Below are 26,386 nucleotides of genomic sequence, written 5' to 3'. Positions count from 1 at the left end.
GCGCGAACCTGGCTCGATCAGTGCCGGAATGGCGCCGATCGACCGTGTCAAGAATCCTCGCGGTAGAGGCTGCCCCATTCTGCTTGCCAGAGCGCAGCGGGATCGACGACGACGATCGGCGCCTTGATTTCGTTGGCAAGCCGGATCGCGGTGCGGAAAGCATCGACGGGCGCCATCTCGTCGCTGATGAAGTCGTTCACGAGTTGGCCTCCAGTCAACTCGGCCGGGCAGGCGACCGATGCACTGGCTGCGCCGTCCCGCTGCGACAGCGTCAGCGTGATCGCGTCGGCTTGCGCCTCATCGACCTGTTCGAACCGGTTGTCTGCCATGGTCCCTCTCACCACCAACTGCACTGCCGGCGATTTTAACGTTACGGCAGCGGCAATGCCAGCTCTACTTCTGCGCGCCCTGGACCCAGAGCTTGCGAACATCTCCGTAACGGTCGAGCCGGAGCTTGATCATATCGTTGAACTTCTTGTGGACTTCTGAGACTGACAATGTCTTGGTCTCGCCTCCGGCCTCGGCATAGAAGATCGGCCGGTTTGCCTGCGCGGGACGCGGAAGCAGTTCGGCGGCCTTGGCGCCCGGCGTTTCCTCCATCGTGGCGATGAAGGTCTGGGCCGCATCGGGACCCAGGAAGTGGATCAGATAGATTTCGCCGCCGGTCAGGTGGCGGCCCATCGCCTTTTCCAGGCGCAGCGTGTCGCGCTTCAGCATCTCGGCAGCGAGCAGCGCCGAGATATAGGGTTCGCGCCGCATGTCGAGGATGCGCTGCCGTTCGCCGGCATCGGCTACGGTGTACTGACGGCCGGAACGGCTGATCAAGCGCGCTTCCGCCTGCAAGCCATGACGCAGTCCGAACTCGGCGACGACGCCCAGCCAGGTCTGCTCGATGAACTGATAGAGCCCGGTCGCCGACGAGGTCTTGGCCTGAACGGCCGTCGCGAATGAGGATTCCTTGTCTGCGACCGCCATCAGCAGCGTTGGGTCTGCGCCGACGATGCGGCCCGCCCGCACGATCGTGTCGACGAGGTGGCGCCTGATCCGGATCGGGCCGAAAGTCAGGATCTGCTCGGGGTCGCCGCCACCCGCTGGCGGGCGCGCGATCGGTCGACCAGCAGGCAGTGGGGTTCCCGAAGGCACACGCGGCGGGACGAGCAGGATGTTCGGCGGCGGCTGCACCTTGCCGAGATCGGGGGGCTCTTCCGGAGTGTCCCCCTGCTCGCGGATCGCAGCCAGCGAAGGGTCGTTGCGATCGGCGAACTGCGTCGCCTGCCTTGCCGCCTCGAGGTCGCTTTCGACCGAAGACAGGATGAGCGACGGCCGCGCCGCGAGCTTGAGATCCGGCACATCCAATTCCGTTACCGGCAGCGCCGAAGGTTCCAGCTGCCGGGTCGCGATGACGAGCCCCGCTATCGCCACCAGAGCCACGATGCCTGCCGCGCAGAGGGCTATGACGACAGGCCCGCCGCGTTGCGCGGGGAACACCGTCTCAGCCATTGCACCTGCGTCGGACGGGCGAGCAGCGCCGCGATCGGTCGCGCGTTCCCGACCTGCGAGCCTGTCTGTCCGGCTCAGGCCCAGCTGCTTGCCAGCCACGATGCCACGGATCGCCTCCAGCCACACCGAAGAGCCCGCATCCTTGGCGAGCGCATCGAGATCGTCGATCATGCGCCGCGCCAGAACCGGAGAAACCGCAGCGTCGCGCTCGAGCATTGCAGCAGCTTTGCCGCGCTGGGCAGAGGCCAGTTTCAGCGCAAAGAACCAGAGTTGTAAGGTTGTGCGTCGACTTTGCAGCGGTGTGCCGACGCCAGGATAGACCAGAAAATTGCAATGGGGGCAGGCATAGCCGCGCAATTTGGGACGCGGCATAAAAGTCGCCTCGCGACCGCAGGCGCGGCACACCAGATGATCGCCGCCATGGCGCGCGCGCATCACCACGTCAAGGCAGCGATCTTCGGGAAACTCGGTCTGGAAATCCTTGAAGTGCTGGTTCATCGAAGATGACCGCTGCCGTGCTGGCCGACCCCGGCCTCGCGCAACAGCCGCGCATTGCGCCGGACAGGCCACCTTCGCACGATAGAAGGGAATGGCGAGGGCGACAACAATCAGCCGCTGAGCAAAGCAAGTCGCGCGACATCGCGCAGGCGCATCTGGATATCCTGCGCCGTCGCGCGCTCGGGCAGCCCTTCCGTGGCCGTTCGGGTCTGCGCCAGAAAGACATTCATCTCGTCGAGCAACTGAACCTGATCGCGCGAACCATCGAGGACGCAAAGGAATTTTCGAGCCACGATATCGTCCAGCACCACCGTCCGGTGGCGCAGATTGGTAACCTGCTGCGTTGTTCGGGCCTGCACGCGTGCCAAGGCGCTCGCGACGGGACGTTCTCCGAGCGTGGTCGTCAATTTGAGCGGCTCCAGCTGAATATCCAGCAATCCTGCCCTGAAGATCGCCATCAGCGCATCGTCCAAACGGCCGAGTTCGCGTGCGAGATCCGGGCTGCCGTCAAGGCCGATATCGCTTGCCGACTGCCGAGCCAAAACGTCATGGGCGATGCTTCCGGGCCAGGCGGCTTCGAGCCGGGCAAGAGCCGCCTTGGCGATCGGCAGGTCGATCGCCAATTGCACGGCGCCGAAAGAGAACTGCTCGACGCCGGGGCGAGCGTCGGGATCGCCTGCCGCGCGCCGGACGTCGGCAGAGAGATGATAATGCTTCAGGGACAAGGCCTCGCTGCCGGGCCGAAGGAGAATGTCGGCCCGGCACAGCAATGTCTCGCGGAAGAACCGCCCTATGACGAGATCAAGCGCCTGCTCCCTGGCAAGCCGGTCATCGATCGGGATCTGCGCCAGCAATTGCTGCGCCGGTTCGCGCGCCGCGCCGAACTGGTTCGGAAACGCGCTTTCCGCCAGAAACTGCAGACCGTGACGTCTGGCATCCTCGAGCACCTCATGCAGCGCGAAAGCGCGCGCCTGCGGGTTGAGGTCATCATGGTAGAGGACGTCGTCAGGTATCTCCTCGACTTGGCTCTGTCGCATCCTCAGCGCCGCGCCATGGAAGGAATCCGGGTCCGCGGCATCGGCGAAGCGCTTGAGCGCGAGGCGTGCGCGCCGCACGCGCTCCTCGGGATCCTCGACGTCGCGCGTCTCGAACAGCATGACGTCGCGTGCAATGTCGCGAATACGGCATCCGGGCAGAGCGTTGTAGCTGACATAGGCTACGCCCTGCGCGCTGAGCAGCGATCCGAAGATTGCCAGCATACTGTCACGTACCGGGGCGGGCACCCAAGAATAGACGCCATGGGCAATGATGTAGTCGAACTCGCCAAGCGCCGGCGTCACCGCCATGATGTCGAGGTGCTCGAAATGGATATGGCCGAGCCCGAGTTCCGCTGCACTGCTGCGTGCCGCCTCGATCGCGCGCAAGGACAGATCGACCCCGACAAAGTGGCCGGCGGGGTATTGGCCAGCCATCGGGATCAGATTGGCGCCGCGCCCGCAGCCGAGTTCGAGCACGCGCATCCCTGCAAGCGGCGGAGGCCTCATGCCATGCGCATGGGCAATCGTCGCAAGCCGCGCCGGATGCGTCTGCGAGAAAGCGTGGGCCGGATAGGCGACGGCATCATAGGCATTCGCGCCGGTTTCGGTCATGCTGCTCGCCTGTTCGCGAAAAGATCTCGCGGCCGGGACCGCGATCTGCCTGATCTGCACCCGGGTTCCGGGCGTGCGTCAGCAGCCGATGACCTTGAATTCGACGCGACGATCCAAAGCATCGCTCGCATCGTCCTTGCCGGTGCCGATCAAATTCTCCTTGAAGCCCACCCCGGACGCGATGATGCGCTCGCGGCTTTCGGGCGCGCCGGTCGACAGCAGGTCCATGACGAACTGGGCCCGAAGCACCGAAAGCCGCTCGTTGACCTGTGCCATGCCGGTGCGCGAGGTATGGCCGACGATCTCGAGGCAGGCACCCTTCTGGCGTGCGCGCGTCGCGATCTGGCTCAGCCACATCGGGTAGGGTTGGGTGATTTCGGGATTATCGACAAACTGCGTCGATCCTGGCCGGAACAACAGCTTGACCATAAGCTGGTTCGTGCCGAGACCGGCATCGACGAGTTCGCCAAAAGACTCGACAGCGTCGTCGCGGCGCCCCAGCTTGCTGTTGACGAGATAGGTGCCGACGCGGACACGGTACTGGTCGCCGCCGGCAAGCTGGCGCGCCGTGCGGTAGAAGGCCAGCGCCTCGCGATAATGCTTCGCCTCATATTCGAGGATGCCGTCGCTGATCAGCGCCGCCGCGTTGAGGCGCTCGACATAGGCCGGGTCGAGGGTATCGCCTAGTCTGGTGCCTTGGCAGGTCTTGATATAGGCGTCCGTCGCCGCGTCCTTGGTCCAGACCGGCGCGTCGCGGAAATAGCCCGTCGGCGTGGTGTCGACGCCGTCGGGCTTTGCGCGCGAGACGCCCTTCGAGACGACGGTCTTCGAGGCGAGATCGGCCAGGGTGAAGCAGATCCGGAAGGCATCGCGGGGCCCGCTGGCGACACCCTGATTGTTGACCGCCGTGAAGGTGCCGACGAGCACCACTGGATTGCGCGCCAGCGTGTCCGAATTGAAGGGCTGCACCGAGAAGCGGGGATAGGATTTCTGGACGAGTTCGATGAGGGTCTTTTCGGTATTCCGCGTCGCGGTCGATTGGGCGCCGGAGACCGCATCGATCAGCGGGTCGATGACAAGCTCGACACGGTCGCCGGTGACCTTGGCTTTGCTGAACAGATCGTCGGCCGCCTTGAGCACCGCCTCGGCATAAGGAATGGGCGTCGGCGGGGGCGGAGCTGCCGCCGGTGCGGGAGCTTGGGCCGGCGCCGCAGAGGGGGTCAGCGACGGGGCGGGAGCCGGCTGCGCCGCCGCCTGTCCGACCAGCGTCAGCATCAGGAGCCCGATGGCGGCCCGGCAACCGAGCGGCATCGCATGTTCGCGTTTGGGCAAGTAGCTCAGCGGCATTGCAGCAACAACTCCCGGTTGGCCGCCGAGAGATCGCCGATCTGGGCACGGAGGAGTATCTCACTGCAGACACTGGTGCTCGGCTTATTGGAGACGAGGGCTTCGGCAGGTCTCCGCTCAACCGGCACACGGTCGCTGCGCGGCGGCGCGGTGAGCGGCAGACCGGCCCGTTCAGGCGGCGAAACGATCAGCGTGCCCAGGCGGGCGGCCATGGCCTGCTCCTGCGCCTGTCGCTCCTGCAGGAGGCGTTGCTTCTCGCCTTCGAGCGCAGCGAGTTCGGTTTCCCGCCGCTTCACCTCGCCGGCGAGGCGCTCGCGCTCGGCTTGCTCGGCAGCGGTCTTGTCGAGACCCGGCCGGGCTGCGGGCGGAGCGAGTCTGATCGATGCATTGGCCGGCGGCGTCGGTAGCGGCGGCTCGCTCTCGCGGCGTGCCAGCTCGGTCGCCGCCTGCTGACGGCTCTTTTCCGCCTGTTCGAGCCGTTCGAGCAATTGCCTCTCGCGCGCCGCAAACTGCAGCGCGATGCGTTCGCGATCGTTCTGCTCGGTGAGGCGGCGTTCGATCAGGTCAAGCCGGGTGCGCGCATCGACCGTGAAGAAGCTCGTGGGAAAGCGTTGGATGAAGCCGTTCAACAGTGCGGAATCGTCGCTCGCGCGGATCTTGCGCCAGACATCGATGTCGGTCTCTTCCCGATTGATGTAGAAATCGCCAAGCAGCGAGAGCGATAATTCGGGAGTCTGGCGCCCGCCGGTGGCGTCGTAGACGACCTTCTGGACGCGCCGGAACATGGTCGCAATTTCCAGTCCCGGCTGCTGGATTTCCTGGACCAGCGCAGCCGTGAACGGGCTGTTGCGGCCGCTGCCGTCGGCCGCGACGTCGTTGGCCTGCGTCGCATAGGCGGTGACCATGCCCTGGGCCCGCGCGATCGGCGCCAGGCCGTTGCCGACGGCGAAACCGCGCGTGGCCTGCTTCCTGGCGAGCTGCCCGACGAAGGGATTGTTGCGGCAGGCGTCGAGCACCATGATCTTGACGCCCTTGGCGAAGCCGAGCGCCGTCACGACGTCATTCAGCCGCGTCGTCTCGTACTGGACGCTGACCTCGTCGACCACTCGCGCCTCGACGGGCACGAGATAATTCTCGCCGTTGAACTGCAGGCCGTGGCCGGCATAATAGAACATCACCGCATCGGCATCGTGCGCCAGACGCGCGAAGCGCGTCAGCGCCTCGTCCATGCCGCGCTTGTCGAGATTGACGCCGTCGACGACCTCGAAGCCGACCTTGCGCAACGACGCCGCCATGTCCTGCGCATCATTGACCGTATTGGGCAAGGCCGGGGCGTTACGGTAGGCGGAGTTGCCGACGACCAGCGCAACGCGACGCTCCTCGGCCGCGGCGGCCGGAGCGACCGCGAGCTGGGCCGCGAGGCCAAGCAACGCGCAGATCGTGACGATGGCGTTCATTCAAGCCTTCCTTTGGGCAGGCTACATAACCTCAAGTCAAAAATCCAGATTCATTCGGTTTCTGCATCCGGCGAATAGATGACTACGTTACGCCATTCTTGCCGCTGACATGGGACACTGCTAGCGTTGATGCGCAGGTTGCAGCGGGAGACATGCCGATGCCCGGAGTACGGCCGATCCTGGCTCTCGGCGTGGTACTGAGCCTTGCCCTGTCGGCGGTCGGCCTGGTCGCCCAGGAAAGGCCGCGCCAGCGCAGCCCGGCGCCGCCCGGAACGAAGCTTTCCTTCATCGATCTTGCCAGCGGCGCGCGCGTCTCGACCCGGCTGAAGGTCCGGTTCGCGATTGCGGGCATGGAGGTCGTGCCGGCCGGAACGGCGCGGCGCAACGCCGGGCACCATCATCTGCTGATCGATACCCCCCTGCCCGCGCTCGACCAGCCGATCCCGAGCGACTTCAACCATCTGCATTTCGGCGGCGGCCAGACCGAGACCGAGATCGCCCTGACGCCCGGCCGCCACAGCCTGCAATTGCTGTTCGCCGACCACAACCACGTCGCCCATGATCCGCCGGTGGTGTCTGAACGGATCGAGGTGGAGGTCGTCGCCGATGCGAACGAAGCGCCGCGTTCCGTCGCGGCGCCCAATGCCAAGGTCTTCTTCCTCGACCTCAAGGACGGAGCGACCATCCCGCCGCGCGCCAGGATCCGGTTCGGCGTCGAGAACATCGCGATTTCGCCAGCCGGCACCAAGCAGGACCGTGCCGGCCACCACCATCTGCTGATCGATACGGAACTGCCGCCGCTCGACCGCGAGATTCCCAGCGATTTCAACCATCTGCATTTCGGCCGTGGCCAGACCGAGGTCGAGCTCAACCTGCCGCCGGGGGAGCATACGCTGCAGTTGCTGATGGCCGACCACGAGCATGTGCCGCATGATCCGCCGGTGATGTCGCAGAAGATCAGGGTCCGCGTCATCGCAGCCGTGAGCGCGCCGCCTACAGCAGCCGGCAGCGAGGCCGGCAAATCGACACGCACGCCAGCGCCCAACGATGCGGCGGTCTATTTCATCTATCCGCGCAATGGCGAGAGAATCTATCCATCCTCGACGATCCGCTTTGGCCTGCGCAATATGGGCGTGGCGCCAGCCGGTGTCGCCAAGGCGAACACCGGCCATCACCATCTCCTGGTCGACGTGCCGACGCCGGCGCTCGATGTCGCAATTCCCAGCGACCTCAACCACATTCATCTCGGCGGCGGCCAGACCGAGAAGCGGATCACCCTGAAGCCCGGCGAGCATACGCTGCAGTTGATCCTGGCCGACGACCAGCACGTTCCGCATGACCCGCCGATCATGTCGGAACGAATCAAGGTGACCGTCGGCTTCCCGCGCAGGAACCCGGGGCGCCGCCGATGACAACCGTGTCCATGCCCGCCGCGATGAAGCTCGCAGGCCTAGCTCTCGTGATGGCGGCGGCGCTGGCTTCGATGGGAGCCCGCGCCCAGACCGCGTTGCGCCAGACGGCGCCGCGCGGCGCCCTGGTGTATTTCCATTATCCGCTCGACGGGCTGAGCGTGCCGGAACGCTTCACCGTGCGGATGGGTCTGAAGGAGATGGGCGTCGCGCCCGCCGGAACCGACAAGCCGCTAACCGGTCACCACCATCTGCTGATCGATGTCGATCCCGGCCCGCCGGATCAGCCGATCCCATCCGATTACAACCATATCCATCTCGGCAACGGCCAGACCGAGGTTGTCGTGACGCTGCCCAAGGGACCCCACACCTTGCAGCTTCTGCTCGGCGACCACGGCCACACGCCGCACAATCCTCCCGTAATGTCGAACAAGATTAAAGTGTATGTTCGCTGAACCCGTGAAGCGGTGCCGTGCCCGGCCGGCCGCATGGAGCCGGTGACGAAGATGGATGCGATGATTCGAGCCTGCCAGCGTGCATTTCTGGCCCTCGCCTGGGCCTGCCTGACCCTGCCCGCCTTCGCCCAGCCGGCCATCGCGCCGGAGCCGGCCCGGGTTGCGCTGGTCATCGGCAACTCGGCTTACGGGCGCGCCAACGCCTCCGAGGCAGCGGGCGACGCCCGCCTGGTTGCCGAGGCGCTGCGGCAGGGTCGCTTCGACGTCGTCACGGTGGAAAACGGCAACCGCGCCGACATGCAGGCGGCAATCGAGAGTTTCAGCCGCAAGCTCCGGCGCGGCGGCGTGGCGGTCGTGTTCTACGCCGGCCAAGCCGTGCAGCTGCGCGGCCGCAACTTCCTGGTGCCCGTGAACACCTCCCCGCAATCGACACAGGATGTCGCCCGCCAGGTGATCGATCTCGACCTGATCCTCGATCCGCTGATCGTTTCGCGTCCGCTCAGCGCTACCGTGTTTGTCGACGCCAGTCGCGAAAATCCCTGGCAGGAGGCGATCGGCGGCGGTTTGAAGGGCCTGGCGCCTGTCGATCGCATGGAGACCATCGCGGTTGTCTCCTCGGCGCCGCCCGGCCGCATCACCAGTGAAACCGGCCGCGAAACGGCCGCCGTCGCGGAATGGCTGAAGGCGATCCGCACGCCCAATCTCGACATGACGGTGGCGCTGAGCCGCACCCGCGATGCGATGGCCCGGCAGGCGCGCCGCCATCCGCCGCTCTGGCTTTCATCCCTTCCGCCGAAAGGGCTGGTCGTGACGGTGCCGGGGCGGCCGGCCGAAACCGCGCAGAACAGCCGCGCCGTGATCCCGATTCCCGACTTTCCAGCCCAGGCTGGCCGCCCCGACGCTTACGAACTGTCGTTCTGGGACACGATCAAGACGAGCGAGAACGCCGCGGAGTATCGTGCCTATCTCGACGCCTATCCGAACGGCCGTTTCACTGCGCTGGCCAAAGCGCGCGAGCAGCTTTTTCGCAACAAGGCCGGAGCCTCGAGTGCCAGCCTCGCCGCAGCAACGCCCGGCCGGCCGGTGAGCGTCAGCGGGGCGGAGAAAACGACCCGCGATTGCGAAGACTGTCCGGAACTGACGCTGATACCGCCGGGCAGCTTCGAAATGGGCTCCAACGAACTCTTCGAGTTCGAGAAGCCGGTCCATTCGGTCACGATCCGGAACGGCTTCCATCTCGGCACGCGCGAGGTCACCTTCGCCGAATGGGATGCCTGCGTCGATCAGGGCGGCTGCACCTACCGACCGAGCGATCGCAATCTCGGCCGCGGCCAGCGCCCGGTGACCGACATCCATTGGAACGACGCCGTTGCCTATACGGCGTGGCTCTCGCTCAAGACGAAACGCAAATATCGCCTGCCGAGCGAGGCCGAATGGGAATACGCTGCCCGCGCCGGCTCGACTGCGACCTATCCCTGGGGCCGGACGCTCGACAAGGAGCAGGCCAATTGCGTCGGCTGCAACGCGCAAGCCCGCAAGCAGACGGTAGAGGTGGGCCAATTTCCGGCCAATGCTTTCGGCCTTTACGACATGGCCGGCAACGCCGCGGAATGGGTCGCCGATTGCTGGAGCGAAAGCTATCGCGCCGCCCCGCGCGACGGCAGCGCCTACACAACACCAGCCTGCCGCGAGCGCGTCCTGCGCGGCGGTTCGTTCAACAACGACCCACGTTATCTGCGCTCGGCGGCGCGTTTCAAATACGAAACCGATGTGCGGTTTTATACCAATGGCTTCCGGGTCCTGCGCGAGCCCTGACACCCGCCGGCGGCTTTGTCGTGCTTTGGCCACCGGGTTCTTGCGGCACGCAGGGCCTGTAAATCGATGCCAAATCGGGCAGGCTTTTGCCGGTTTCGCGGGTCGCTTTCTGCGAATGACAGATGCGTACGTCGCGAAATGCCGAAATGCTCTTCAGCGGCTTCCGAACGTGCCCGATATTTGAATGCCGACCTTCACGGCCGTGCGGTCGTTTGCGTCCCGCGCCGGAAGGTCAACGGCGAACCACGGGCCTATGGTTGCCTGAACGATAGGCCGGCGCCGGCGATCGAGCAAAACAGCGGAGTGAACGGCCCAGGTCGCCTTGTCCCCCGCGAGATCGATCGTGAGATGGCGCAACAGGCCGTTCAGATCCCAATGAGTGGAGCCGTCGCCGTTAATCACGAACCCATTTCGATCGACATGCACATCGCAGAGGGTCTTGTTGAAGGCGATGTGGAGACCGGTGCTGGTTCCTTCCTCGCGGAAACTCTGACCGATGGCGGCGCCGGCCGCAGCCTGACGCCACCATCTGTCTCGGTGATCGACGCCAGGATCATCGGGAACGACCTTACCGGCACCTGGCACCACCGCCCGAATAGCCTCGTTAAGTGTCTCCGGAGGGAAAGCGCGTTTGTTCACAAGAGCAGCGAAAGTATCTCGCATTCCCGCGCGAAATTCGAACAAGAGACCAGCAGATGCCGGAGGAGTGAATACCTTTACAACACGGCCGATGAATGGAAACAGGCTGACGTTGAAGACGCGCTGAAAATGGTTCGCAGCGAAGAGCAGCTCCCATTTAAGCCGCAACTCGCCCTCTAGCGGAAATTTTGGCGCCGGAAGTGTATTGTCAGGCATGTTCCCGCCTCCTTCATAAGCTGTTTGTTCGCCTCGCCCCACCGGCATGGATTTGCCTCGTTAAAGAGGCCTTCTCAATGGATGGCATCGTTGTCCAAATCACCTGAGTGGAATTTCTAGAGTAATGGCGACGGCTGGCGTCATCCAATTGCATGGCGCCACCGTGAAGCGCGGCAAGAGGCCACGAAGGCAGCCACCCTCGATACGATCAGGTCCAAGTCGTAGCCGCCGTTTGGTCGCGCAGCTCGTGACTAGGACGCGGGGGGCTTGGTCCAGATTAGCGCACCGGAGGTTCGCGAAGCCCTAGCGGGAACTGGACAAACCGCAGGCCGCCGAACCATCGACATTGACGGCCAGCGATTGCAATACGCTATGCCCGCCATTCGTCGATTTTGCTCACCCCGCTCGCTTCTGCCTCGTCGAAGCTCGTCGCTTCACCCGGTGCCAAGGCCGGTAATCAAGGTCTGGACCAGTGCGATCGCCCCTGAAATCGGCCTGAACTGGCTCGTGGTGGAATTGTCGACGAGGAAGGTCAGGTCGGCGTGGCGGGCCAGAGGGCTCTCGGGCACGTCCGTCAGGACAAGGATGCGCTTGCCGCTGAGATGGGAGTCGAGCGTGATATCGACCACCGACTGCGTGTAGGGCGTGAACGCGATCGCCACGAGAAGGTCGCTGGACCGCATGGTGGCGATCTGTTCGGCCGCCATGCCGCTGCCGAAATCGAGCAGGCTGCACTGCCGCTCGCAGCGCGTCAGCCCATAGGCGAGATAGGTCGCGATCGGCCTCGATCGGCGCAAGCCCGCAATGTAGACATGCTCGGCCTGGCGCAGCATCTGCGTCGCCTGCTCCAGCGACTCCGGCGAAACGGTCCGCCGCAGATCCTCCAGCGAGGCGATGAGCGCATCGACGCAGCCGCTGAGCAGGCCGCCGAAATCCCGCGCCTCGCGCGGGGACGTCTGCCGGGCGAAAACCTCCTCGCGGGCGCGGGGAGCGCCCTCGATCAGGCGCAGGCGGAAGACACGTTGCATCTCGGAGAAGCCGCTGTAGCCGAACTCCTTGGCAAAGCGGATCAGCGTCGATGGCTGCACCTCAAGGTCGCCCGCGATGACGACCACGGTGTTCAAGGCAAAGTCGTTGGGCTTTTCCAGCGCCGACCGCGCGATGCGTTGCAGATGCGGGCTGAGCTGATCGAAGCGGTTGCGAAGACGCTGGCGCAGCGCCTCGAATGTCTCCTGTGCGACCTCTCCGGAAGAGGATGAAACGGCGCGTCGATTGAATGAATTTTCGTTCATTCATTCTTCTATCCTATGCGCCATGCCACGCAAAGCACCAAATTTGCACCACCAGTTGACATGACTGAAAAAATATTCATGCTCTTTGAAAATTAGTTCTGACTTTCGATCAGACAGGAGGCGGGCATAAGCCCGTCCGTTTCGGGGAGGACAACGATGTCGAAGAACACGATTTCACGGCGCGTTCTGCTAGCCGCAGGTGCCACTTCCGCGGTCTCGCTGTTTGCCGGCCCTTGGAAGCATAATCGCGTCTGGGCGCAAGGCGCGGCCAAACCGCTCCGGATCGGCATCACGGCCGATGCCAGCGGGATGTATGCGAACTCCGGCGCCAGCGACAAACGCGGCATGATGATGGCGATTGCCGAGGCCAATGAGCGCGGCGGCGTCCTGGGCCGCAAGGTCGAGTTCGTCCACATAGACACGGAGACGACGGCCGCCACCGGCAGCCGCGTCGCGGAGCGTATGATCAGCCGCGAGCAATGCGGTTTTCTGGTCGGCGCGGTCCATTCCGGCGTTGCCAACGCGATCAGCCAGGTCGCGCAGAAATACGGCGTGATCTACATCAACACGAACTCGTCCTCGCCGACCGAGGCCGGCCAGAACTGCCACCGCGTCAAGTTCGTCTTCGACGGCAACGGCACCAACTTCGCCAAGGCCGCGGTCAAGAGCGCGATCGAGCGCTTCGGGCCCGACTGGATGCTGCTGACCAACGACTATGTCTGGGGTCACGATACTGCCAAGGCGACCAAGGCCCTGCTCGCCGAATATGGCGGCAAGGTCATGGAAGAGGTCCTGATCCCGCAGGGAACGCGCGACTTCACCTCTGCCCTGCTGAAGGTGCAGCAGCGCAAGCCCGGCGTCATCTCGGCGGCGATCGGCGGCGACGACCAGAAGGCGATGCGCCAGCAGGTCGCGCAGCTCGGCATGGGCGACAAGCCGGCCTGGATCAACAGCCAGCAGGATTGGGACGACGTCTACGGCCTGCCGGTCGACAACCTCTTCGGCGTCTTCGGCACCACCTGGTACTACCGCCTCGACCTTCCCGGCGTCGCCGACTTCGTCAAGCGCTACCAGACGATGTACCCCGAGACGGCCATGCGCTCGCCGGGCAACGTCTTCTACAATGGCTACATGTCGGTGCGCGAGCTGCTGTCGGCCGTGGAACGAGCCGGCACGACCAGCAATATCGCCGTGATCAAGGCGCTCGAAGGCCACAAGATGCCGGCCAGGGACCGGATGCAGCATTTCGACGCGTCGATCGACGCCGACACGCATCAGGTCCAGCAGACCATCTACCTCGCCACCGCCAACCGCGCGCCGAAGGAGAAGGACGATCTCTTCGAGATCCTGAGCCATGCCAAGCCGGACGACGTGCGCGACACGGACTCCGCCAAGCTCTGCAAGCTCGAGCCCTACGACAAGACGCCGACCTTCGACGCCTGATCAGTCCCGCCATCCGCGGCCGTCAACAGGCGGCCGCGGACCACGCTATCGCTGCATCGGGACGCACCGCGCATGATCGATCTTCTGCCGCACATCATCAACGGCCTGACGTTGGGCCTGCTCTTCGCCCTCATCGCGCTCGGCTTCACCTTGATCGTGGGCGTAATGGAGGTGATCAATCTCGCCCATGGCTCGCTGTTTGCGCTCGGCGCCTATTTCGCGCTGACGGTGATCGGCGGCGGCTGGTTTTCCGGCACGCCGTTCGGCGCCTGGTGGCTGAGCCTGCCGCCCGGCCTGCGCTATGTGCTGGCTCTCGCGATCGGGCCGGCGCTGGCGGGGCTTTGCGGCATGCTGCTCGAACTCTGCCTGCGCCCAACCTATGGCAAGCCGCCTCTCTACGGCCTGCTCCTGACCTTCGGAGCCGCTCTCGTCGTCGAGGAGCTGATCCGGCTCGTCTGGGGCACGGGCGAGCAGAATCTTGCGCTGCCGCAGGCGATCAACAGCGCCTTCCTGCTGAACGGCATGATCTTCTCGACCTACCGCTTCTTCGCCGCCGGCTTCAGCATCGTCGCCATCGCCGCCGTCTGGCTCTTCCTGGAGCGCACCTCGACCGGGGCCGTGATCAAGGCGGGCGCGCATGACAGCGAGATGGTCCGTGCCCTCGGCTACGATCTCGCCAAGCTCCGGCTGCTCGTCTTCGGCTTCGGGGCGGCGCTGGCGGGACTTGCCGGCGTGGTGATGGTGCCGATCTGGGGCCTGCGTCCGCATGTCGGCGTCGATATCGTGATCCCGGCCTTCCTGATCATCGTCATTGGCGGCGTCGGCAGTTTTTGGGGCGCGGTCATCGCGGCGCTTCTGGTGGGTCTCGCCATGGGTATCACCGGCGCCTATGCGGCCGCCTGGGCGACGATGTCGATGTATCTGCTCCTCATCGCCGTCCTGGGATTCCGCAGCCGGGGCCTGCTTGGTCGCAAGAGCGCGCTGGAGAACTGACGCCATGATCTCGCTCTCGGACATCCCGGCCCGCCCGGCGGCCTGGATCACGCTGCCGATGATCGTCCTCGCCACGGTGCTCCTGGCTACGCCCTGGCTGCTGCCGGCCGTCGGGCTCTATCAGTATCTCGGCATCGAGATCGCGATCTGGATCATCTTCGCGCTCGGGTTCAACCTGCTGTTCGGCTATACCGGTCTGCACTCCTTCGGCCATGGCGCCTATCTCGGGATCGGCGCCTATGCCTTCGGACTGTTCCAGCACAATATTGCGGTCAGCCTGTGGGGCGGCCTCCTGGCGGCGGTTCTGGCGGCAGGCGTCGCCGGCGCACTTGTCGGGGCGTTTCTCTCCCATCGCAGGGGCATCTACTACGCGCTGCTGACCATCGGCTTCGGCCAGATCTTCTGGTTTTTGGCCATGAAGCTCCACCGCGTCACCGGTGGCGAGGACGGTCTTCTCGGGATTCCGCGACCGCCCCTGACGCTCGGCCCTTGGCAGGTCGCGCTGACCGACAACCTGGCGCTGTTCTATTTCGCTGCCGTCCTGCTGATGCTCGTGGCCGTGCTCGGCTGGCGGCTGGCGAACTCGCCCTTCGGCCGCGTGCTGCAGGCCATCCGCCAGAACGAGACCCGCGCGCGCTTCGTCGGCTACGAGGTCTGGCGCTTCAAATGGGCCGTCTTCACGCTTTCGGCGATGCTGGCCGGCCTTGCCGGAAGCCTGCTCGCGATGGCCCAGCAGAGCGCCTACCCGGACGTGATGAGCCTGCACCAATCCGGGCTCGTCGTGATGATGGTCCTGGTAGGCGGCGGCCTCGTCAGCTTCTGGGGGCCAGTGCTGGGCGTGGTCTTCTACTTCGTCGCCCGCGATGTGCTGGGCGGCCTGACCGAGACCTGGCTGCTCTGGTACGGCCTGATCTTCATGGCGATGGTGATGCTGCGGCCCGAGGGGCTGGCGGGCATGCTGCACGGCCTGTCGCGGCGCAGACCGCCCTTGCCGACGGCAGCAACGGCTCCCGCGACGGAGGCCGTGTGATGGCGCTCTTCGAAGCCCACAACATCCACAAGCGTTTCGGCTCTCGCGTCGTGCTGGAAAACATCTCGCTTTCCTTCGAGGAAGGACAGGTCAGCGGCATCATGGGGCCCAACGGCGCCGGCAAGTCGACCTGCTTCCACGTCCTCACCGGCCAGCACAAGCCCGACCGCGGCGAGGTCAAGTTCGACGGCCAGCGGATCTCGGGCCTGCCGCCGCAGCGGATTGCCCGGATGGGCGTCTCGCGCTCCTTCCAGCTGATGAACCTCTTCGACGACACGGTCGTCATCGAGAACGTCATGCTGGCGCTGCCGGCCTTCAGGGCGCGCCGGCTCCACGCGATGGCGGCCGTGTTCTCGGACCGGGTTTTGATCGATCAGGCGCTGGCCGTGCTCGAGCAGGTCGGTCTTGCAGCCCGGGCTTGGGACGCGGCCGCCTCGCTGAGCTATGGCGACCGCCGCGCGCTGGAGATCGCGGTAGCGCTCGCCGCCGAGCCGCGCATCCTCTTCTTGGACGAGCCGACATCGGGGCTTGGCGTCGAGGCGACGCGCCGCCTCGCTTTGCTCGTGGGGCGGCTGCGCGAGCGCTACACGATCGTGATGATCGAGCACGACATGCGCTTCCTGTTCGAGCTCGCCGACCAGATCTCGGTGATCCACTGGGGTCAGGTCATCGCCGAGGGAACCCCGGCGCAACTCAGCGACAACAAATGGGTGCGGCGCTCGGCACTGGCAGAGGCGACCCATGCTTGAGATCCGCGACATCGAAACCTTCTATGGCGAGACGCAGGCGCTGTTTGGCGCCTCGCTGCGCGTCGGCGAGGCCGAGGTCGTCTCGCTGCTCGGCCCCAATGGCGCCGGCAAGACCACGACGATCCGCTCGATCCTGGGCCTGACGCCGCCGCGACGCGGGCAGATCCGCTTCGACGGGCAGGACATCACCAGGCACCCCACCCATCGCATCTCGGCTATGGGCATTGGCTGGGTGCCTGACGACCGCCGCATCTTTCCGACGCTGACCGTCGCGCGCAACCTGCAGATCGGCATGCGCAAGACCCGGTTCCGGTCCTGGCAGATCGGCGAGATGGTCTCGATCTTCTCGGCGCTCGAACATCTGATGCCGCGCGAATGCGAGAACCTCTCCGGCGGCGAGATGCAGATGGTCGCGATCTCGCGGGCGCTACTGGGCTCGCCGGGGCTCGTCCTGCTCGACGAGCCGAGCCAGGGTCTCGCGCCCAAGATCGTCCAGGATGTGCTTGCGACGGTGCGGCGCCTGAAGGCCGAGGGCATCTCCGTGCTGATCGTCGAGCAGAACGCACTCGCGGCGCTGGAGGTCTCGGATCGCGCCTATGTGATGGACCGCGGCCGCATCGTCCATGAAGGGTCCGCCCGCGCCCTGCTCGATGACAAATCCCAGCGCCAGCGCCTGATCGGAATGTGACCATGAGCGCGATGCTTGACGTCAGCAACCTGTCGAAGACCTACATGCGCGGCCGGCTCGACCGAACGCCGACCTTCCGGCTCGACGCGGATTTCCGCATCGAGGAGCCGGCGATCGTCGGCATGATGGGCCCCAATGGCTCCGGCAAGACGACGCTGTTCGAGCTGATCACCGGCTCGAACAGACCGACGGAAGGCACGGTTACGGTTTGCGGCCGCGACATTCACCGCGTCCGCACCGACGAGCGCGACCGTCTCGCCATCCACTACCACCAATCCTATCAGGTGCGGCATTTCCGGTCGCTGCGCCCCAACGCCCTGATGGAGCGCGCGGGCAGCCAATACCCGCTGGTGCATCTGTTCGACGAGCCGCAGTTCAACACCCAGGACGGCTATATCGGCTTCATGCTGGATTTCTTCCGGCGGCTGCGGGCTGAAGGTCGGCTGGTCTTTCTCTGCGTCCACCCCAATGAGCGCTTCCACCTCGAAATCCTCGAGGAGATCTGCGAGCGCTTCATCTTCGTCAACAAGGGTGTCGTCACGCCGCTGCGCGACTATGCGGGCCTGCTCTCCTTCGAACCTGCGCGCGCCTATCTCGGCAATCTGCTGACGGAGCGCACTGCCGCCCTGGAGCCAGCGGCATGAACCGGCCCGAAGGACACCTGACGCCGCAGATCGATCTCGACGCGATCGACCGGCTTTTCGACATCCGGGGACTGCGCGTCTTCCTGCCCGGCGGCTATGGCGCGCTGGGCGAGGCGATCGCGCTAGCGATGACGCGCCACGGCGCCCATGTCGCCATCGCCGGGCCGAGCGGCGCCAAGGCCGAAGCGCTGGCGCACAGGCTGCGCGCGCAAGGCGTCGAGACCCACGGCTTCGAACTGGACGCGCGCTCTCCCACCGCGATCGCGGAGGTGGCGGATCGCGCCGCCGAGGCGATGGGCGGCATCGACGTGCTCGTCAACTGCGTCGGCATTCAGCGCGAGCAGCGGCTGATGGATGTCGATGAGGCGACCTTCGACAATGTTTACGAGATCAACCTGAAATCGGCGATGTTCCTGGGCCAGGCGGTGGCGCGCCATCAGATCGCGCAGGGCACGGGCGGCCGCCAGATCCACCTGCTTTCGGTCCGCTCGCAACTGGCGCTGCGCAATCGCGGCTATTCGGCCTATTGCGCCACGAAGGGCGGTCTCGTCATGCTGGTCAAGCAGCATGCGATGGAACTCGCCGAGCACAACATCACCGTCAACGGCGTCGCGCCGACTTTCATCCAGTCCGAACGCATCCGCCATCATCTCGAGCGGGAGGGTTTTCGCGATTTCATCCTAGACCGCAATCCGCTGGGGCGGATCGGCGATCCTGTCGAGGTGGTCGGGCAGGTCATCACCTTCGCTGCGCCGGCCGGCAGCTACATGACCGGCCAGGTCGTCTATATCGACGGCGGCGTCACGGCGAGCCAATGACCGCGCTAGCGATCCCGATATCTCATGAACCCGCCGGAGAACTCCATGTCTGACCATACGCCCAAGCTTCTGATTGGCGGAGATTTCCGGACGCATACGGCTCTGGAACCGCTACGCGTCCACAACCCCTGCACCGAGGAGTTGCTCTGGACGGCACCGCGCGCCGGCGAGGCCGAGGTCGAGGAGGCGCTTCATCACGCGCGCGCCGCGCTGAAAACCTGGTCCAAGGTGCATGGCTGGGAGCGCGCCAAAGTGCTGCGCGGCATCGCCCGGGCGATGGAAGCGCGCAAGGGCGCGCTGGCGAGCGCGCTGTCCCATGAGATCGGCCGGCCGATCTCCCAATCCGAGGGCGAGGTGCTGATCGCCATCGAGCAGTTCGACTGGTTTGCCGGCGAGGCCGAGCGTCTCTTCGGCGAGACGATTCCCTCGCGCCAGGGCGGGCGCCTCGCGACGGCACTGGAGCCCGTCGGCATCGTCGCCGCCTTCACCGCCTGGAATTTCCCGATCAACCTGCTGGCCCGCAAGATCGCTCCGGCGCTCGCCGCCGGCTGCCCCATCATATGCCGCCCCTCCGAGCAGACACCGTTGACCTCGACCCTGATCGCGGAGGCCTGCGTCGAAGGCGGCGCGCCGGTCGGCACCGTCCAGATGCTCTTCGGCCCGGCCGAGACGATCACGCCCGCTTTGATGGCAGCCGAGGAGGTGCGCAAGATCTCGCTCACCGGCTCGACGCGCGTCGGCCAGATGCTGCTCGCCGAGGCGGCAAAGACCGTCAAGCGATGCTCGATGGAACTCGGCGGCCATGCGCCGGTCGTGATCTGCGAGGATGCCGACGTCGACAATGCGGCGACGCTCTGCGCGCTGTTCAAGTTCCGCAACGCCGGCCAGGTCTGCATCGCGCCGAACCGCTTCTATGTGCATGAGAGCCTGGCCGAGCGCTTCGCCAGCGGCATGGTCAAGGCCGCCGAGGCTTTGGTACTGGGCGACAGCCAGGACCGGGCGACGACGATGGGCCCGCTGACGCTCGCGAGCCAACGTGACCGTGTCGAAGCGCTCTCAGCCGAGACGGAAAGCTCGGGTGCGCGTCGCCTCACCGGTGGACACCGGCCCGCCAGCCGCAACAAGGGCTTCTATTTCGAGCCGACCGTCTTTGCCGACGTGCCCGACGACGCCCGCATCATGCGCGACGAGCCCTTCGGCCCGCTGGCGCCGATCGCCACCTTCCGCGATTTCGACGACGCGATCATGCGGGCGAACTCCACGCCCTACGGGCTTGCCGCCTATGGCTTCACCAGCAGCCCGCGCTATGCGGAAGCGCTGAGTGCAGGCCTGAGCGCCGGCATGGTCGGGATCAACACATTCATGATCGCCCATGCCGAGGCGCCGTTCGGCGGCATCAATCATTCCGGCATGGGACGCGAAGGTGGCCGGCAGGCGATCCACGACTATCTCAACGTCAAGCTGACGCATTTCATCTCGCCATGAGATGACCTCGATCAGGCGGATGACAAGGGCCGTAAACGCCTGTCGCCCGACCGGTGAAATGCGCCAAGAGCGGAATATGGACTGCTGCCCGCGAGCCGACGTTGCCTCGGCTCCTACGCGGATGTTGGGTTGCCGTTCGGATGCGCTGGAGGCTCCGGTCGCCATCCTGCCAATGCATGGTGGCCGGTCTCAGTGAGCACATAAACGCCCCGCTCCTTGCGTTCGAACCAGCCATAGACGTTCCGGTGCAGGATCTTCTGCGCGTCGGGACATGATGGCTTGAGATCGCGCGGCCGCTGCGGCTGCGAGGTCATCGCAGCCGCGCAGGAGAGCGCTTGCTGGCGATATGCGGTCATGACGGGCCGGCGCGTGCCTCCTCCGGCGGACGGATCGCCCCGACGTCGTTTGTGCTCCTCCACCAGTCGCGAACGTCGTCGCGGATCCTTGCGCGGCAGGGGCGCCACGGGGGAGACGAGGACATCGACACGGCCTGACCGATCGACGCCCAGCAAACCGAAGCCGAGGCGCCGGCAGAGATTGCGATATCTCGGATCGCTTTCCCGCCCCTTGCCCCGGGTCGAGAGTTGAGCGGCCAGCCAGATTTCATCGCCAAGGCTCATCCGGTCCACGCCTTGCAGGATGAGCTCGAGATTGAAGGTCAGTTTCAGTTCGCCTATCACGACCACGGTCGGGTCGTCGTCCCGGAGCCCGACCAGATCGCAACGCCCGACCTCCCCCTTGATCGTGTAGCCGAGACCTTCGAGGAAGTTCTTCACGGGTAAGTAGAGAGACGTTTCCACGCGGACCTCCGGACAACCGACCACCAGATATGCCTCAAAGTCGTTTCACAGAGGCAAACTCCGGCGAGGGCCGGACGGGTTGATATCGGATCCACCCTTCGCAGCAGACAAGCAGCACGCCTTTGCGCCACGCCGAGCTTACGCCAACGGGGCGCGCCAGAGTGGCTTTCCCGCAGCCGGATTACGCCGCCAGCACGGTGACCGGTGTACCCGGCGAAACGCGCGCGTAGAGGTGGATGATGTCCTGGTTGATCATCCGGACGCAGCCCGAAGAGACGTTGGTGCCGACCGTGTAGGGCTCCAGCGTACCGTGGATCCGATAGCCGATGTCCCCGCTATCGTCGAAAAGATACAAGGCGCGTGCTCCCAGCGGGTTTTTTGGGCCGCCGAGTACGCCCAGACCTCTGGGCGTCTTTTCGAGCTTGTCTTTGATTTCGGGGTCGCGTTCGATCATTTCCCGTGGCGGGACCCAATCGGGCCAGTCGCGTTTCATATTGATCTTGGCAGCACCGGACCAGCCGAATCCTTCGCGACCGACGCCCACGCCGTAGCGTGTGGCAACCCCCGGCTTTTCGACGAAATAAAGATGGTACGACGCTGGATCGACGATGATCGATCCCGGCGCCTCGTTGCCGGAAAATTCGACAGTCTGGCGAAGATAGCCAGGATCGATCTGCCTATAATCCACTGCCGGCACCCGAAAGCGTTCGCCTGGGTAGGTAACGTACAGTTCGGCATAGTTTGCGCGCTGCAGTGTGCGTGTCGTCAGGCTCCGCCTTCCCGGCCCGATGTCGGGCAGCCCGAGAATGCTTCCAGTGCCACAGCCGACGAGGCCTGTTGCGGCGAAGGAGAGGATAGGCAATGTAAACCGGCGGCGATCGATCATCGGATGTCTTTCGGTGAATGCAAAGCGACCATCGTTCCTGATGGTTACCGCGCCGTAAACCCGACGACCTCTTGTTGAACCCTCGTCTTCGGCTCGGGCTCGCTGGTGCTCCCGCTCTTTCCATCTGGTTCGCGAGTAGAAGGAACTGAACCACCCAGGCGTGGGTTGAGCACGGCAAGATGCCCACTCAGGAAACACGATATGCCCGTCTTTGACGATAAAGGTCCGAAGCTTGTGTGGTCCGAATTCTCCGGACGGATGATTCCAATCTCGTGTGAGGCTTGGCGTCACGAGTGTGAAGTCGCGTTCCTGCTCGGTCTTCCAATCGCCATGCAGGCCGAGATGCTTGAGGGATCACCTAATGAGGGACATCCAAACCAGCTGGGAATTCGATCAACCCGCGGAGAATCGGCTGTGACAATGCTCCGCTTGGAGATCAGCCGCTTGAAAGAAATCAGGCGGCTGCGGCCGTCGCATCGCGGTGAAGACAGGCGGCCCGCGGCGTAGCCCCGGATCGCTCCCAATTCACGAGCACATGGGTAAGGGACAGTTGTCCCTGGAGGGACCGCGCGTTCTGAGCTTCGTCTTTTGTCGCGATTTCGTCGGGTAGCTCGACGCCGTCTTCATCCGCGTCGACCCTTTGGTCGGCTTCGGTGATGAAGTAGAACTTCGGCGTGGGCGCGCCCCGTTGCTCCTGCAACCTTACGTCCTACTGCGACTGGGGTTTGTATCGCCAGTTCAACTGTCCGGTTCCTTCGCTTGCTGCGTAGGAGCGGAAGTCCTCCGGGTCCCACCCGATATCGCCAATCGCGGTCTCCACAGCGGCGTCGGCGAGATCAACCTTCCCTCGCTTCACCCATCTCGGGATGGGGGCAGGGGTGGCCCCAGCGCGAATAGTATCTGACAAGTCGGCCAGCAGGACGAGAGCCGCCTCATGCGGCGTCCGGCCCGCCTTGACGCCAGCGCTCTGGAATTCGACGCGCTGGTTGCTCGGGAGCGTCTCAGGGGGAATGCCGAGGCGTGCAAGAGCCAGGTTGAAACGAGTGATGTACATCAACATTCGGACTAGCCTCCTGTCTCAAGCAAACGGAAAATAGCGCGGCACCGAACCACGCGCGAAATCGCGTGCGTTCGGTGCTGTCAGCACGGCGGCGCCTGTTGCAGGGAGTTTTTGGTCGCTTTGCGGTTCGAGCGACAGTGCAGACAGGTCACACTGGCATTGGAATTTGCGGTTAGATGTCCTGCGGCCTCGAAATCCGGGCCGGTTCAGTCGTGCCTCACGCGCCTGATTGCTGTTTTCGCGCAGGTGGTTAGCGGCCGGACGACAGTCTTCCGGAGCCAGAGTTCGCAAGAATCCGAGTCTGAGCGAAAGCTGTTTCGGCTTTGCACCAGCGGGGGAACCTAAAGAATCGGCCTACCGCCGGTTACCGCGATCGTGGCGCCCGACACGTAGCTCGACAGAGGGTCTGCGAGCGTGACGTAGGCGGCGGCGAGTTCCGCCGGCTGTCCGGGCCGCTTCATCGGAGACTGCCTGCCGAAGTTGGCCACCGTATCGGCCGGCATCGTCGAGGGGATCAGCGGTGTCCAGATCGGTCCCGGCGCGACGGCGGCTCCGCGCCTCTCCATATCACGCGTCAAACCACCAAGGCCAGCGCGTCCAGAGGGACGTCACCATCCTGGCTGCTGAACTTTAGCGATTGGGTGCCGGACTGCTGCTGAGAAACGCCCGTGATCTTGTGGCTGCCGGTATCATAGACCGTGCGCCTGCCGTTGCTTTCGACGACGAGGCGACACACGGACGGAAAGAATGCGTAACGCATGTCGTTCTGGCTGCCAGACGACGCGGGCGCGCCGAAATCCGGCGGCCACCGATCGGCGGAACCGGACGCCGCCTCGCGAACGCCCTTGGGGCTTTGCGGTATCTCCACATCGGCGTGGTCGTGCAGTTCTGCCAAGCTCCCGGCCAAATCCTCCATCACGGCATTGAAGGTCGCTTTCGTACGGCTGTTGAACATGTCGCCGACCATGCTCATTCCGCCTCTCGACCATTGTGCCATCCCACCGAATGCAGGATGGGAGAATTGAGCCATCGTGCCATTTCCGCGCCGGAGCGCCCGCAAGGCTTCCGCCACGGCGTCATCCGGAACGCCATGCTTCGTCGCAACGCTAGCGATCAGATCGGCTTCATTTGTCATGGTGGCTTTCCTCATATGCCAAAATGCGCCGACCGTCGTTGATCTGCGTCGTGATGTGCGATCGACAGCTTCGGTGGCGTCCAGGTTTAATGGATACAACCCTCGCAGCTGTGCTGCGAGGGTTGCTTTAGCTCACGGGCGAGATGCGCCGTCTCAGACGACGGGCGGACGGTACGGCCCGGCATTCTCATCGAAACGTGTCCAGCCGTCACGCTGATATTCGGCGCGCCGCGCTGTCGGATCGAGCGGTGATGCGCCGTCCATGATCGCTTCGATGCTGGCAGCGCGGTCATCGGCTGCGCGCACGGAGACGACCGAGCCACCCCGACGCACCGTCTCCGCGTAATAATGGGCATCGTCGTCGCTGACGCCCGCGCTCGTCAGCGCGCCTAAGAGCCCACCAGTCGCGGCACCAACGGCAGCGCCCGCGGCAGTGCTGGCCAGCCAACCGGCTGCGACGACGGGACCGATGCCGGGGATGGCAAGCATACCGAGGCCAGCCAGCAGCCCCGCGGCACCGCCAACGACACCCCCGATCCCGGCGCCCTCGGGCGCATTGCTGTCGCGGCCGTCCGCGTGGTTGCTGACCACGCTGATATCAGAGCTGGAAGTCCCGGCCGCTTCCAGGTTGGCTACGACGCTCGATGCGGCATCATGCGTTTCGTAGGATCGGGTGATGGTCTGGGTCATGCTAATCTCCTGATCGAAAGTGGGAACGAAATGGGTCAGTTGCGAACGATATTGCCGCGGTAGTCGATGGATACGGCGGTCGACTTCCCCTCATGGGTGGCCTTGCCGCGCCACACGCCCTGATCATCCTTCTTGAGGTCCATGACGGCGGAGTAGCCATTGGCTTCCAGACGGCTTTTGGCCTGTCCTTCGGTGAAGCTGTTGGCGCCAGGCAGTGGGGCATTGGCATCCGCAGGAGCCGTCGGCGAGGGCTGGGGCGACGTTGTCGCAGTCTGCGCGACTGCGCCAAAGGCGGTCGCGGTGCAGATCAAGGTCGTGATGAGAAACGTTTTCATGATGATCTCCAAAGCAGGCGGCGTGAGCCGAATGCCCATTCAAACAGCAACATGCTCGATTATGTTCCTCTCGGAATTTTTGAAGACAGCATGGAACCGGCGGCTTGTGACCGGGTTCGACGCGCTTGCTTCTGCTGGCACGCGAGTTCTGCTTCGATCCGAATTCACAGCCTCAGTCTGTGAGCGGAGAACCGTCCCATTTCGACGGTCCGGCGTGAAACCGGAACGGTGCATGAGCCGAGCGTGTTGCGTCTCCACAATCACAGGAGAGCCACGATGTTCATGCGCGTCGACAAATTGCAGGCCGAGTTGCCGGCACCGAAGAAGAAGGACCCCAATGCAGCTGCCGCTCTCCAAGAGCTTCTCGGCGGCAAGTATGGGGAAATGTCCACACTCGGGAACTACATGTTCCAGAGCTTCAATTTCCGTAGCAAGGACAAGCTGAAGCCGTTCTACCATCTCGTCGCGAGCATTACGGCGGAGGAACTCGGTCACGTCGAACTCGTCAGCAATGGCGTCGCCATGCTCAACAACGGCCCCGACAATGACGGCGACGAAGCCGATGGCGGTGACATCTCCGATGCGCCACATGAACTGATGAAGGACATCAGGCTGGCAGCAGGCTTCTATTCGAACGCCGGCGGCGCGACACCCGTGAACAGCAACGGCGTGTCATGGAACAACGATTTCATCACGACGACCGGCAATGTCGTGACGGATCTGCTGCACAATTTCCACCTCGAATGCGGAGCGCGGCTGCACAAGCTGCGGGTTTACGAAACCCTGTCCGACCCGACCGGCCGCGAGGTCTGTGGCTATCTGCTGGTTCGTGGCTCGGTGCACGCACACGCCTATGCCTTGGCGCTGAAGCAAATCACCGGCGTCGAGATCGAGAAGATGCTGCCGACGCCCAACATCAACCTCGACAAGATTCCGGAATGCCAAAAATACCTTCAGGAGGGCTCGCATCGGCGCCTCTACACCTTCAGCCCCAACGACTACAAGGCGATGTCGGGCATCTGGGGCGGTGGCGAGATGGCGCTTCCGGGCGATCCCAAAGGCGAGCTCGAGGTCGTGGACGGCATGCCGGAAGGCGGCAAGATCCATCAGCTCACCTGCGTTCCTTCGGCCTTCACGCCGGACTATGCGCCGGAGGAAATGTTCGAGATTGCCGAGAAGCTCTACAAGAAGTCCCGCTGATCACGACAGGCAGCCGGGCTTTTGGCCGGCTGCCGTCCGTCCTCATCTCCGTCTCGATCGACCATCAGCATAATGCGGTCTACGATCCGCCTCTCCAGAATTTCAGACCGGGCGGCGACCATCAGATCGATGACATCGATGGATGATCATCTC

27 protein-coding genes and 1 pseudogene are annotated in these 26,386 nt (G+C 64.5%); 13 read left to right on the top strand and 15 right to left on the bottom strand.

The window, feature by feature from the left end; translation table 11 throughout:
- Window positions 1-47 precede the first annotated feature (47 nt).
- From AXW83_RS23155 to AXW83_RS23135, 5 genes are all read right to left on the bottom strand, one after another.
- A complete protein-coding gene (locus AXW83_RS23155) occupies window positions 48-329 on the bottom strand; it encodes a hypothetical protein (RefSeq protein WP_066617901.1) in 282 nt (93 codons plus the stop codon).
- 64 nt (window positions 330-393) lie between these two features.
- A complete protein-coding gene (locus tag AXW83_RS23150; protein WP_066617899.1) occupies window positions 394-1,998 on the bottom strand; it encodes a transglycosylase SLT domain-containing protein in 1,605 nt (534 codons plus the stop codon).
- 110 nt (window positions 1,999-2,108) lie between these two features.
- Window positions 2,109-3,647 carry a methyltransferase domain-containing protein gene (locus AXW83_RS23145; protein ID WP_156640332.1) on the bottom strand — a complete coding sequence of 513 codons (1,539 nt, stop codon included), beginning with the start codon at window positions 3,645-3,647 and terminating at the stop codon, window positions 2,109-2,111.
- Window positions 3,648-3,725: 78 nt separating this feature from the next.
- On the bottom strand, window positions 3,726-4,994 hold the full coding sequence (locus AXW83_RS23140; RefSeq protein WP_236841748.1) for an OmpA family protein: 1,269 nt from the start codon (window positions 4,992-4,994) through the stop codon (window positions 3,726-3,728).
- Complete coding sequence (locus tag AXW83_RS23135; protein ID WP_066617895.1) at window positions 4,985-6,451, bottom strand: caspase family protein; 1,467 nt, start codon at window positions 6,449-6,451, stop codon at window positions 4,985-4,987. Before AXW83_RS23135 ends, AXW83_RS23140 begins: the two co-directional genes overlap by 10 nt.
- A 158-nt stretch (window positions 6,452-6,609) precedes the next feature.
- Here AXW83_RS23135 and AXW83_RS27685 point away from each other — a divergent pair, with 158 nt between their 5' ends.
- The 3 genes from AXW83_RS27685 to AXW83_RS23115 are packed head-to-tail and all read left to right on the top strand — an operon-like array spanning window position 6,610 to window position 10,130.
- On the top strand, window positions 6,610-7,863 hold the full coding sequence (locus AXW83_RS27685) for a DUF4399 domain-containing protein (protein WP_082767545.1): 1,254 nt from the start codon (window positions 6,610-6,612) through the stop codon (window positions 7,861-7,863).
- Entirely contained in the window at window positions 7,860-8,315 is a 456-nt protein-coding gene (locus AXW83_RS23120; RefSeq protein WP_236841747.1) for a DUF4399 domain-containing protein, read from the top strand. Before AXW83_RS27685 ends, AXW83_RS23120 begins: the two co-directional genes overlap by 4 nt.
- Window positions 8,316-8,366: 51 nt before the next feature.
- The gene (locus AXW83_RS23115; RefSeq protein WP_168166145.1) at window positions 8,367-10,130 is read left to right on the top strand and encodes an SUMF1/EgtB/PvdO family nonheme iron enzyme; all 1,764 of its coding nucleotides are present in this window, start codon (window positions 8,367-8,369) and stop codon (window positions 10,128-10,130) included.
- 153 nt (window positions 10,131-10,283) lie between these two features.
- On the opposite strand, the gene AXW83_RS27340 is transcribed toward AXW83_RS23115, so the two are convergent.
- Together AXW83_RS27340 and AXW83_RS23105 are read right to left on the bottom strand one after the other, a co-directional pair.
- Complete coding sequence (locus AXW83_RS27340) at window positions 10,284-10,985, bottom strand: hypothetical protein (RefSeq protein ID WP_156640330.1); 702 nt, start codon at window positions 10,983-10,985, stop codon at window positions 10,284-10,286.
- Window positions 10,986-11,419: 434 nt separating this feature from the next.
- On the bottom strand, window positions 11,420-12,277 hold the full coding sequence (locus AXW83_RS23105; protein WP_066617884.1) for a MurR/RpiR family transcriptional regulator: 858 nt from the start codon (window positions 12,275-12,277) through the stop codon (window positions 11,420-11,422).
- A gap of 156 nt (window positions 12,278-12,433) precedes the next feature.
- Here AXW83_RS23105 and AXW83_RS23100 point away from each other — a divergent pair, with 156 nt between their 5' ends.
- The 8 genes from AXW83_RS23100 to AXW83_RS23065 all read left to right on the top strand — a co-directional run bounded on the left by AXW83_RS23100 (window position 12,434) and on the right by AXW83_RS23065 (window position 20,127).
- Entirely contained in the window at window positions 12,434-13,720 is a 1,287-nt protein-coding gene (locus AXW83_RS23100; RefSeq protein ID WP_082767351.1) for an ABC transporter substrate-binding protein, read from the top strand.
- Between the two features lie 72 nt (window positions 13,721-13,792).
- Window positions 13,793-14,713, top strand: a complete 921-nt coding sequence (locus tag AXW83_RS23095) for a branched-chain amino acid ABC transporter permease (protein ID WP_066617882.1) — start codon at window positions 13,793-13,795, stop codon at window positions 14,711-14,713.
- A 4-nt stretch (window positions 14,714-14,717) separates the two neighbouring features.
- On the top strand, window positions 14,718-15,743 hold the full coding sequence (locus AXW83_RS23090) for a branched-chain amino acid ABC transporter permease (protein ID WP_066617880.1): 1,026 nt from the start codon (window positions 14,718-14,720) through the stop codon (window positions 15,741-15,743).
- Complete coding sequence (locus tag AXW83_RS23085) at window positions 15,743-16,492, top strand: ABC transporter ATP-binding protein (RefSeq protein ID WP_066617878.1); 750 nt, start codon at window positions 15,743-15,745, stop codon at window positions 16,490-16,492. The genes AXW83_RS23090 and AXW83_RS23085 overlap by 1 nt, the downstream gene beginning before the upstream one ends.
- Window positions 16,485-17,180: an ABC transporter ATP-binding protein gene (locus tag AXW83_RS23080; protein WP_066617875.1), complete on the top strand. Its 696-nt coding sequence runs from the start codon at window positions 16,485-16,487 to the stop codon at window positions 17,178-17,180. Before AXW83_RS23085 ends, AXW83_RS23080 begins: the two co-directional genes overlap by 8 nt.
- Before the next feature lie 2 nt (window positions 17,181-17,182).
- Window positions 17,183-17,824, top strand: coding sequence for an ATP-binding cassette domain-containing protein (locus AXW83_RS23075; protein ID WP_066617872.1), 642 nt, complete (start codon window positions 17,183-17,185; stop codon window positions 17,822-17,824).
- Window positions 17,821-18,642, top strand: a complete 822-nt coding sequence (locus AXW83_RS23070; RefSeq protein WP_066617870.1) for an SDR family NAD(P)-dependent oxidoreductase — start codon at window positions 17,821-17,823, stop codon at window positions 18,640-18,642. Before AXW83_RS23075 ends, AXW83_RS23070 begins: the two co-directional genes overlap by 4 nt.
- 45 nt (window positions 18,643-18,687) lie before the next feature.
- Entirely contained in the window at window positions 18,688-20,127 is a 1,440-nt protein-coding gene (locus AXW83_RS23065; RefSeq protein ID WP_082767544.1) for an NAD-dependent succinate-semialdehyde dehydrogenase, read from the top strand.
- A gap of 113 nt (window positions 20,128-20,240) precedes the next feature.
- Here the strand turns inward: AXW83_RS23065 and AXW83_RS23060 are convergent, their stop codons facing one another.
- Together AXW83_RS23060 and AXW83_RS23055 are read right to left on the bottom strand one after the other, a co-directional pair.
- Window positions 20,241-20,927: a DUF2161 domain-containing phosphodiesterase gene (locus AXW83_RS23060; RefSeq protein ID WP_066617862.1), complete on the bottom strand. Its 687-nt coding sequence runs from the start codon at window positions 20,925-20,927 to the stop codon at window positions 20,241-20,243.
- Between the two features lie 181 nt (window positions 20,928-21,108).
- Window positions 21,109-21,813: a L,D-transpeptidase gene (locus tag AXW83_RS23055; RefSeq protein ID WP_082767350.1), complete on the bottom strand. Its 705-nt coding sequence runs from the start codon at window positions 21,811-21,813 to the stop codon at window positions 21,109-21,111.
- 201 nt (window positions 21,814-22,014) lie between these two features.
- Here AXW83_RS23055 and AXW83_RS28320 point away from each other — a divergent pair, with 201 nt between their 5' ends.
- Window positions 22,015-22,320 carry a DUF7696 family protein gene (locus AXW83_RS28320; protein ID WP_442855205.1) on the top strand — a complete coding sequence of 102 codons (306 nt, stop codon included), beginning with the start codon at window positions 22,015-22,017 and terminating at the stop codon, window positions 22,318-22,320.
- Here AXW83_RS28320 and AXW83_RS23050 read toward each other — a convergent pair.
- The 6 genes and pseudogenes from AXW83_RS23050 to AXW83_RS23025 form a co-directional block, all read right to left on the bottom strand.
- Window positions 22,268-22,513, bottom strand: a complete 246-nt coding sequence (locus tag AXW83_RS23050) for a hypothetical protein (RefSeq protein WP_066617857.1) — start codon at window positions 22,511-22,513, stop codon at window positions 22,268-22,270. The genes AXW83_RS28320 and AXW83_RS23050 overlap by 53 nt on opposite strands.
- Window positions 22,514-22,522: 9 nt before the next feature.
- The gene (locus AXW83_RS23045) at window positions 22,523-22,873 is read right to left on the bottom strand and encodes a hypothetical protein (RefSeq protein WP_066617855.1); all 351 of its coding nucleotides are present in this window, start codon (window positions 22,871-22,873) and stop codon (window positions 22,523-22,525) included.
- A gap of 341 nt (window positions 22,874-23,214) precedes the next feature.
- Window positions 23,215-23,466, bottom strand: a pseudogene (locus AXW83_RS23040) (SDR family oxidoreductase); the annotation flags it as partial.
- Window positions 23,448-24,008, bottom strand: coding sequence for a hypothetical protein (locus AXW83_RS23035; protein WP_066617851.1), 561 nt, complete (start codon window positions 24,006-24,008; stop codon window positions 23,448-23,450). The pseudogene AXW83_RS23040 and the gene AXW83_RS23035, both read right to left, overlap by 19 nt.
- 153 nt (window positions 24,009-24,161) lie before the next feature.
- Window positions 24,162-24,698, bottom strand: coding sequence for a hypothetical protein (locus tag AXW83_RS23030; protein ID WP_066617848.1), 537 nt, complete (start codon window positions 24,696-24,698; stop codon window positions 24,162-24,164).
- A gap of 35 nt (window positions 24,699-24,733) precedes the next feature.
- The gene (locus AXW83_RS23025) at window positions 24,734-25,033 is read right to left on the bottom strand and encodes a PepSY domain-containing protein (protein WP_066621124.1); all 300 of its coding nucleotides are present in this window, start codon (window positions 25,031-25,033) and stop codon (window positions 24,734-24,736) included.
- Window positions 25,034-25,309: 276 nt separating this feature from the next.
- On the opposite strand from AXW83_RS23025, the gene AXW83_RS23020 reads away from it, so the two are divergent.
- Window positions 25,310-26,233 carry a manganese catalase family protein gene (locus tag AXW83_RS23020; protein WP_066617844.1) on the top strand — a complete coding sequence of 308 codons (924 nt, stop codon included), beginning with the start codon at window positions 25,310-25,312 and terminating at the stop codon, window positions 26,231-26,233.
- The last annotated feature ends 153 nt before the right edge of the window (window positions 26,234-26,386 follow it).

It is taken from the genome of Bosea sp. PAMC 26642 (genome assembly GCF_001562255.1).
Classification (GTDB): Bacteria; Pseudomonadota; Alphaproteobacteria; order Rhizobiales; family Beijerinckiaceae; genus Allobosea.
This window is presented reverse-complemented; position numbering and strand designations above follow the sequence as displayed.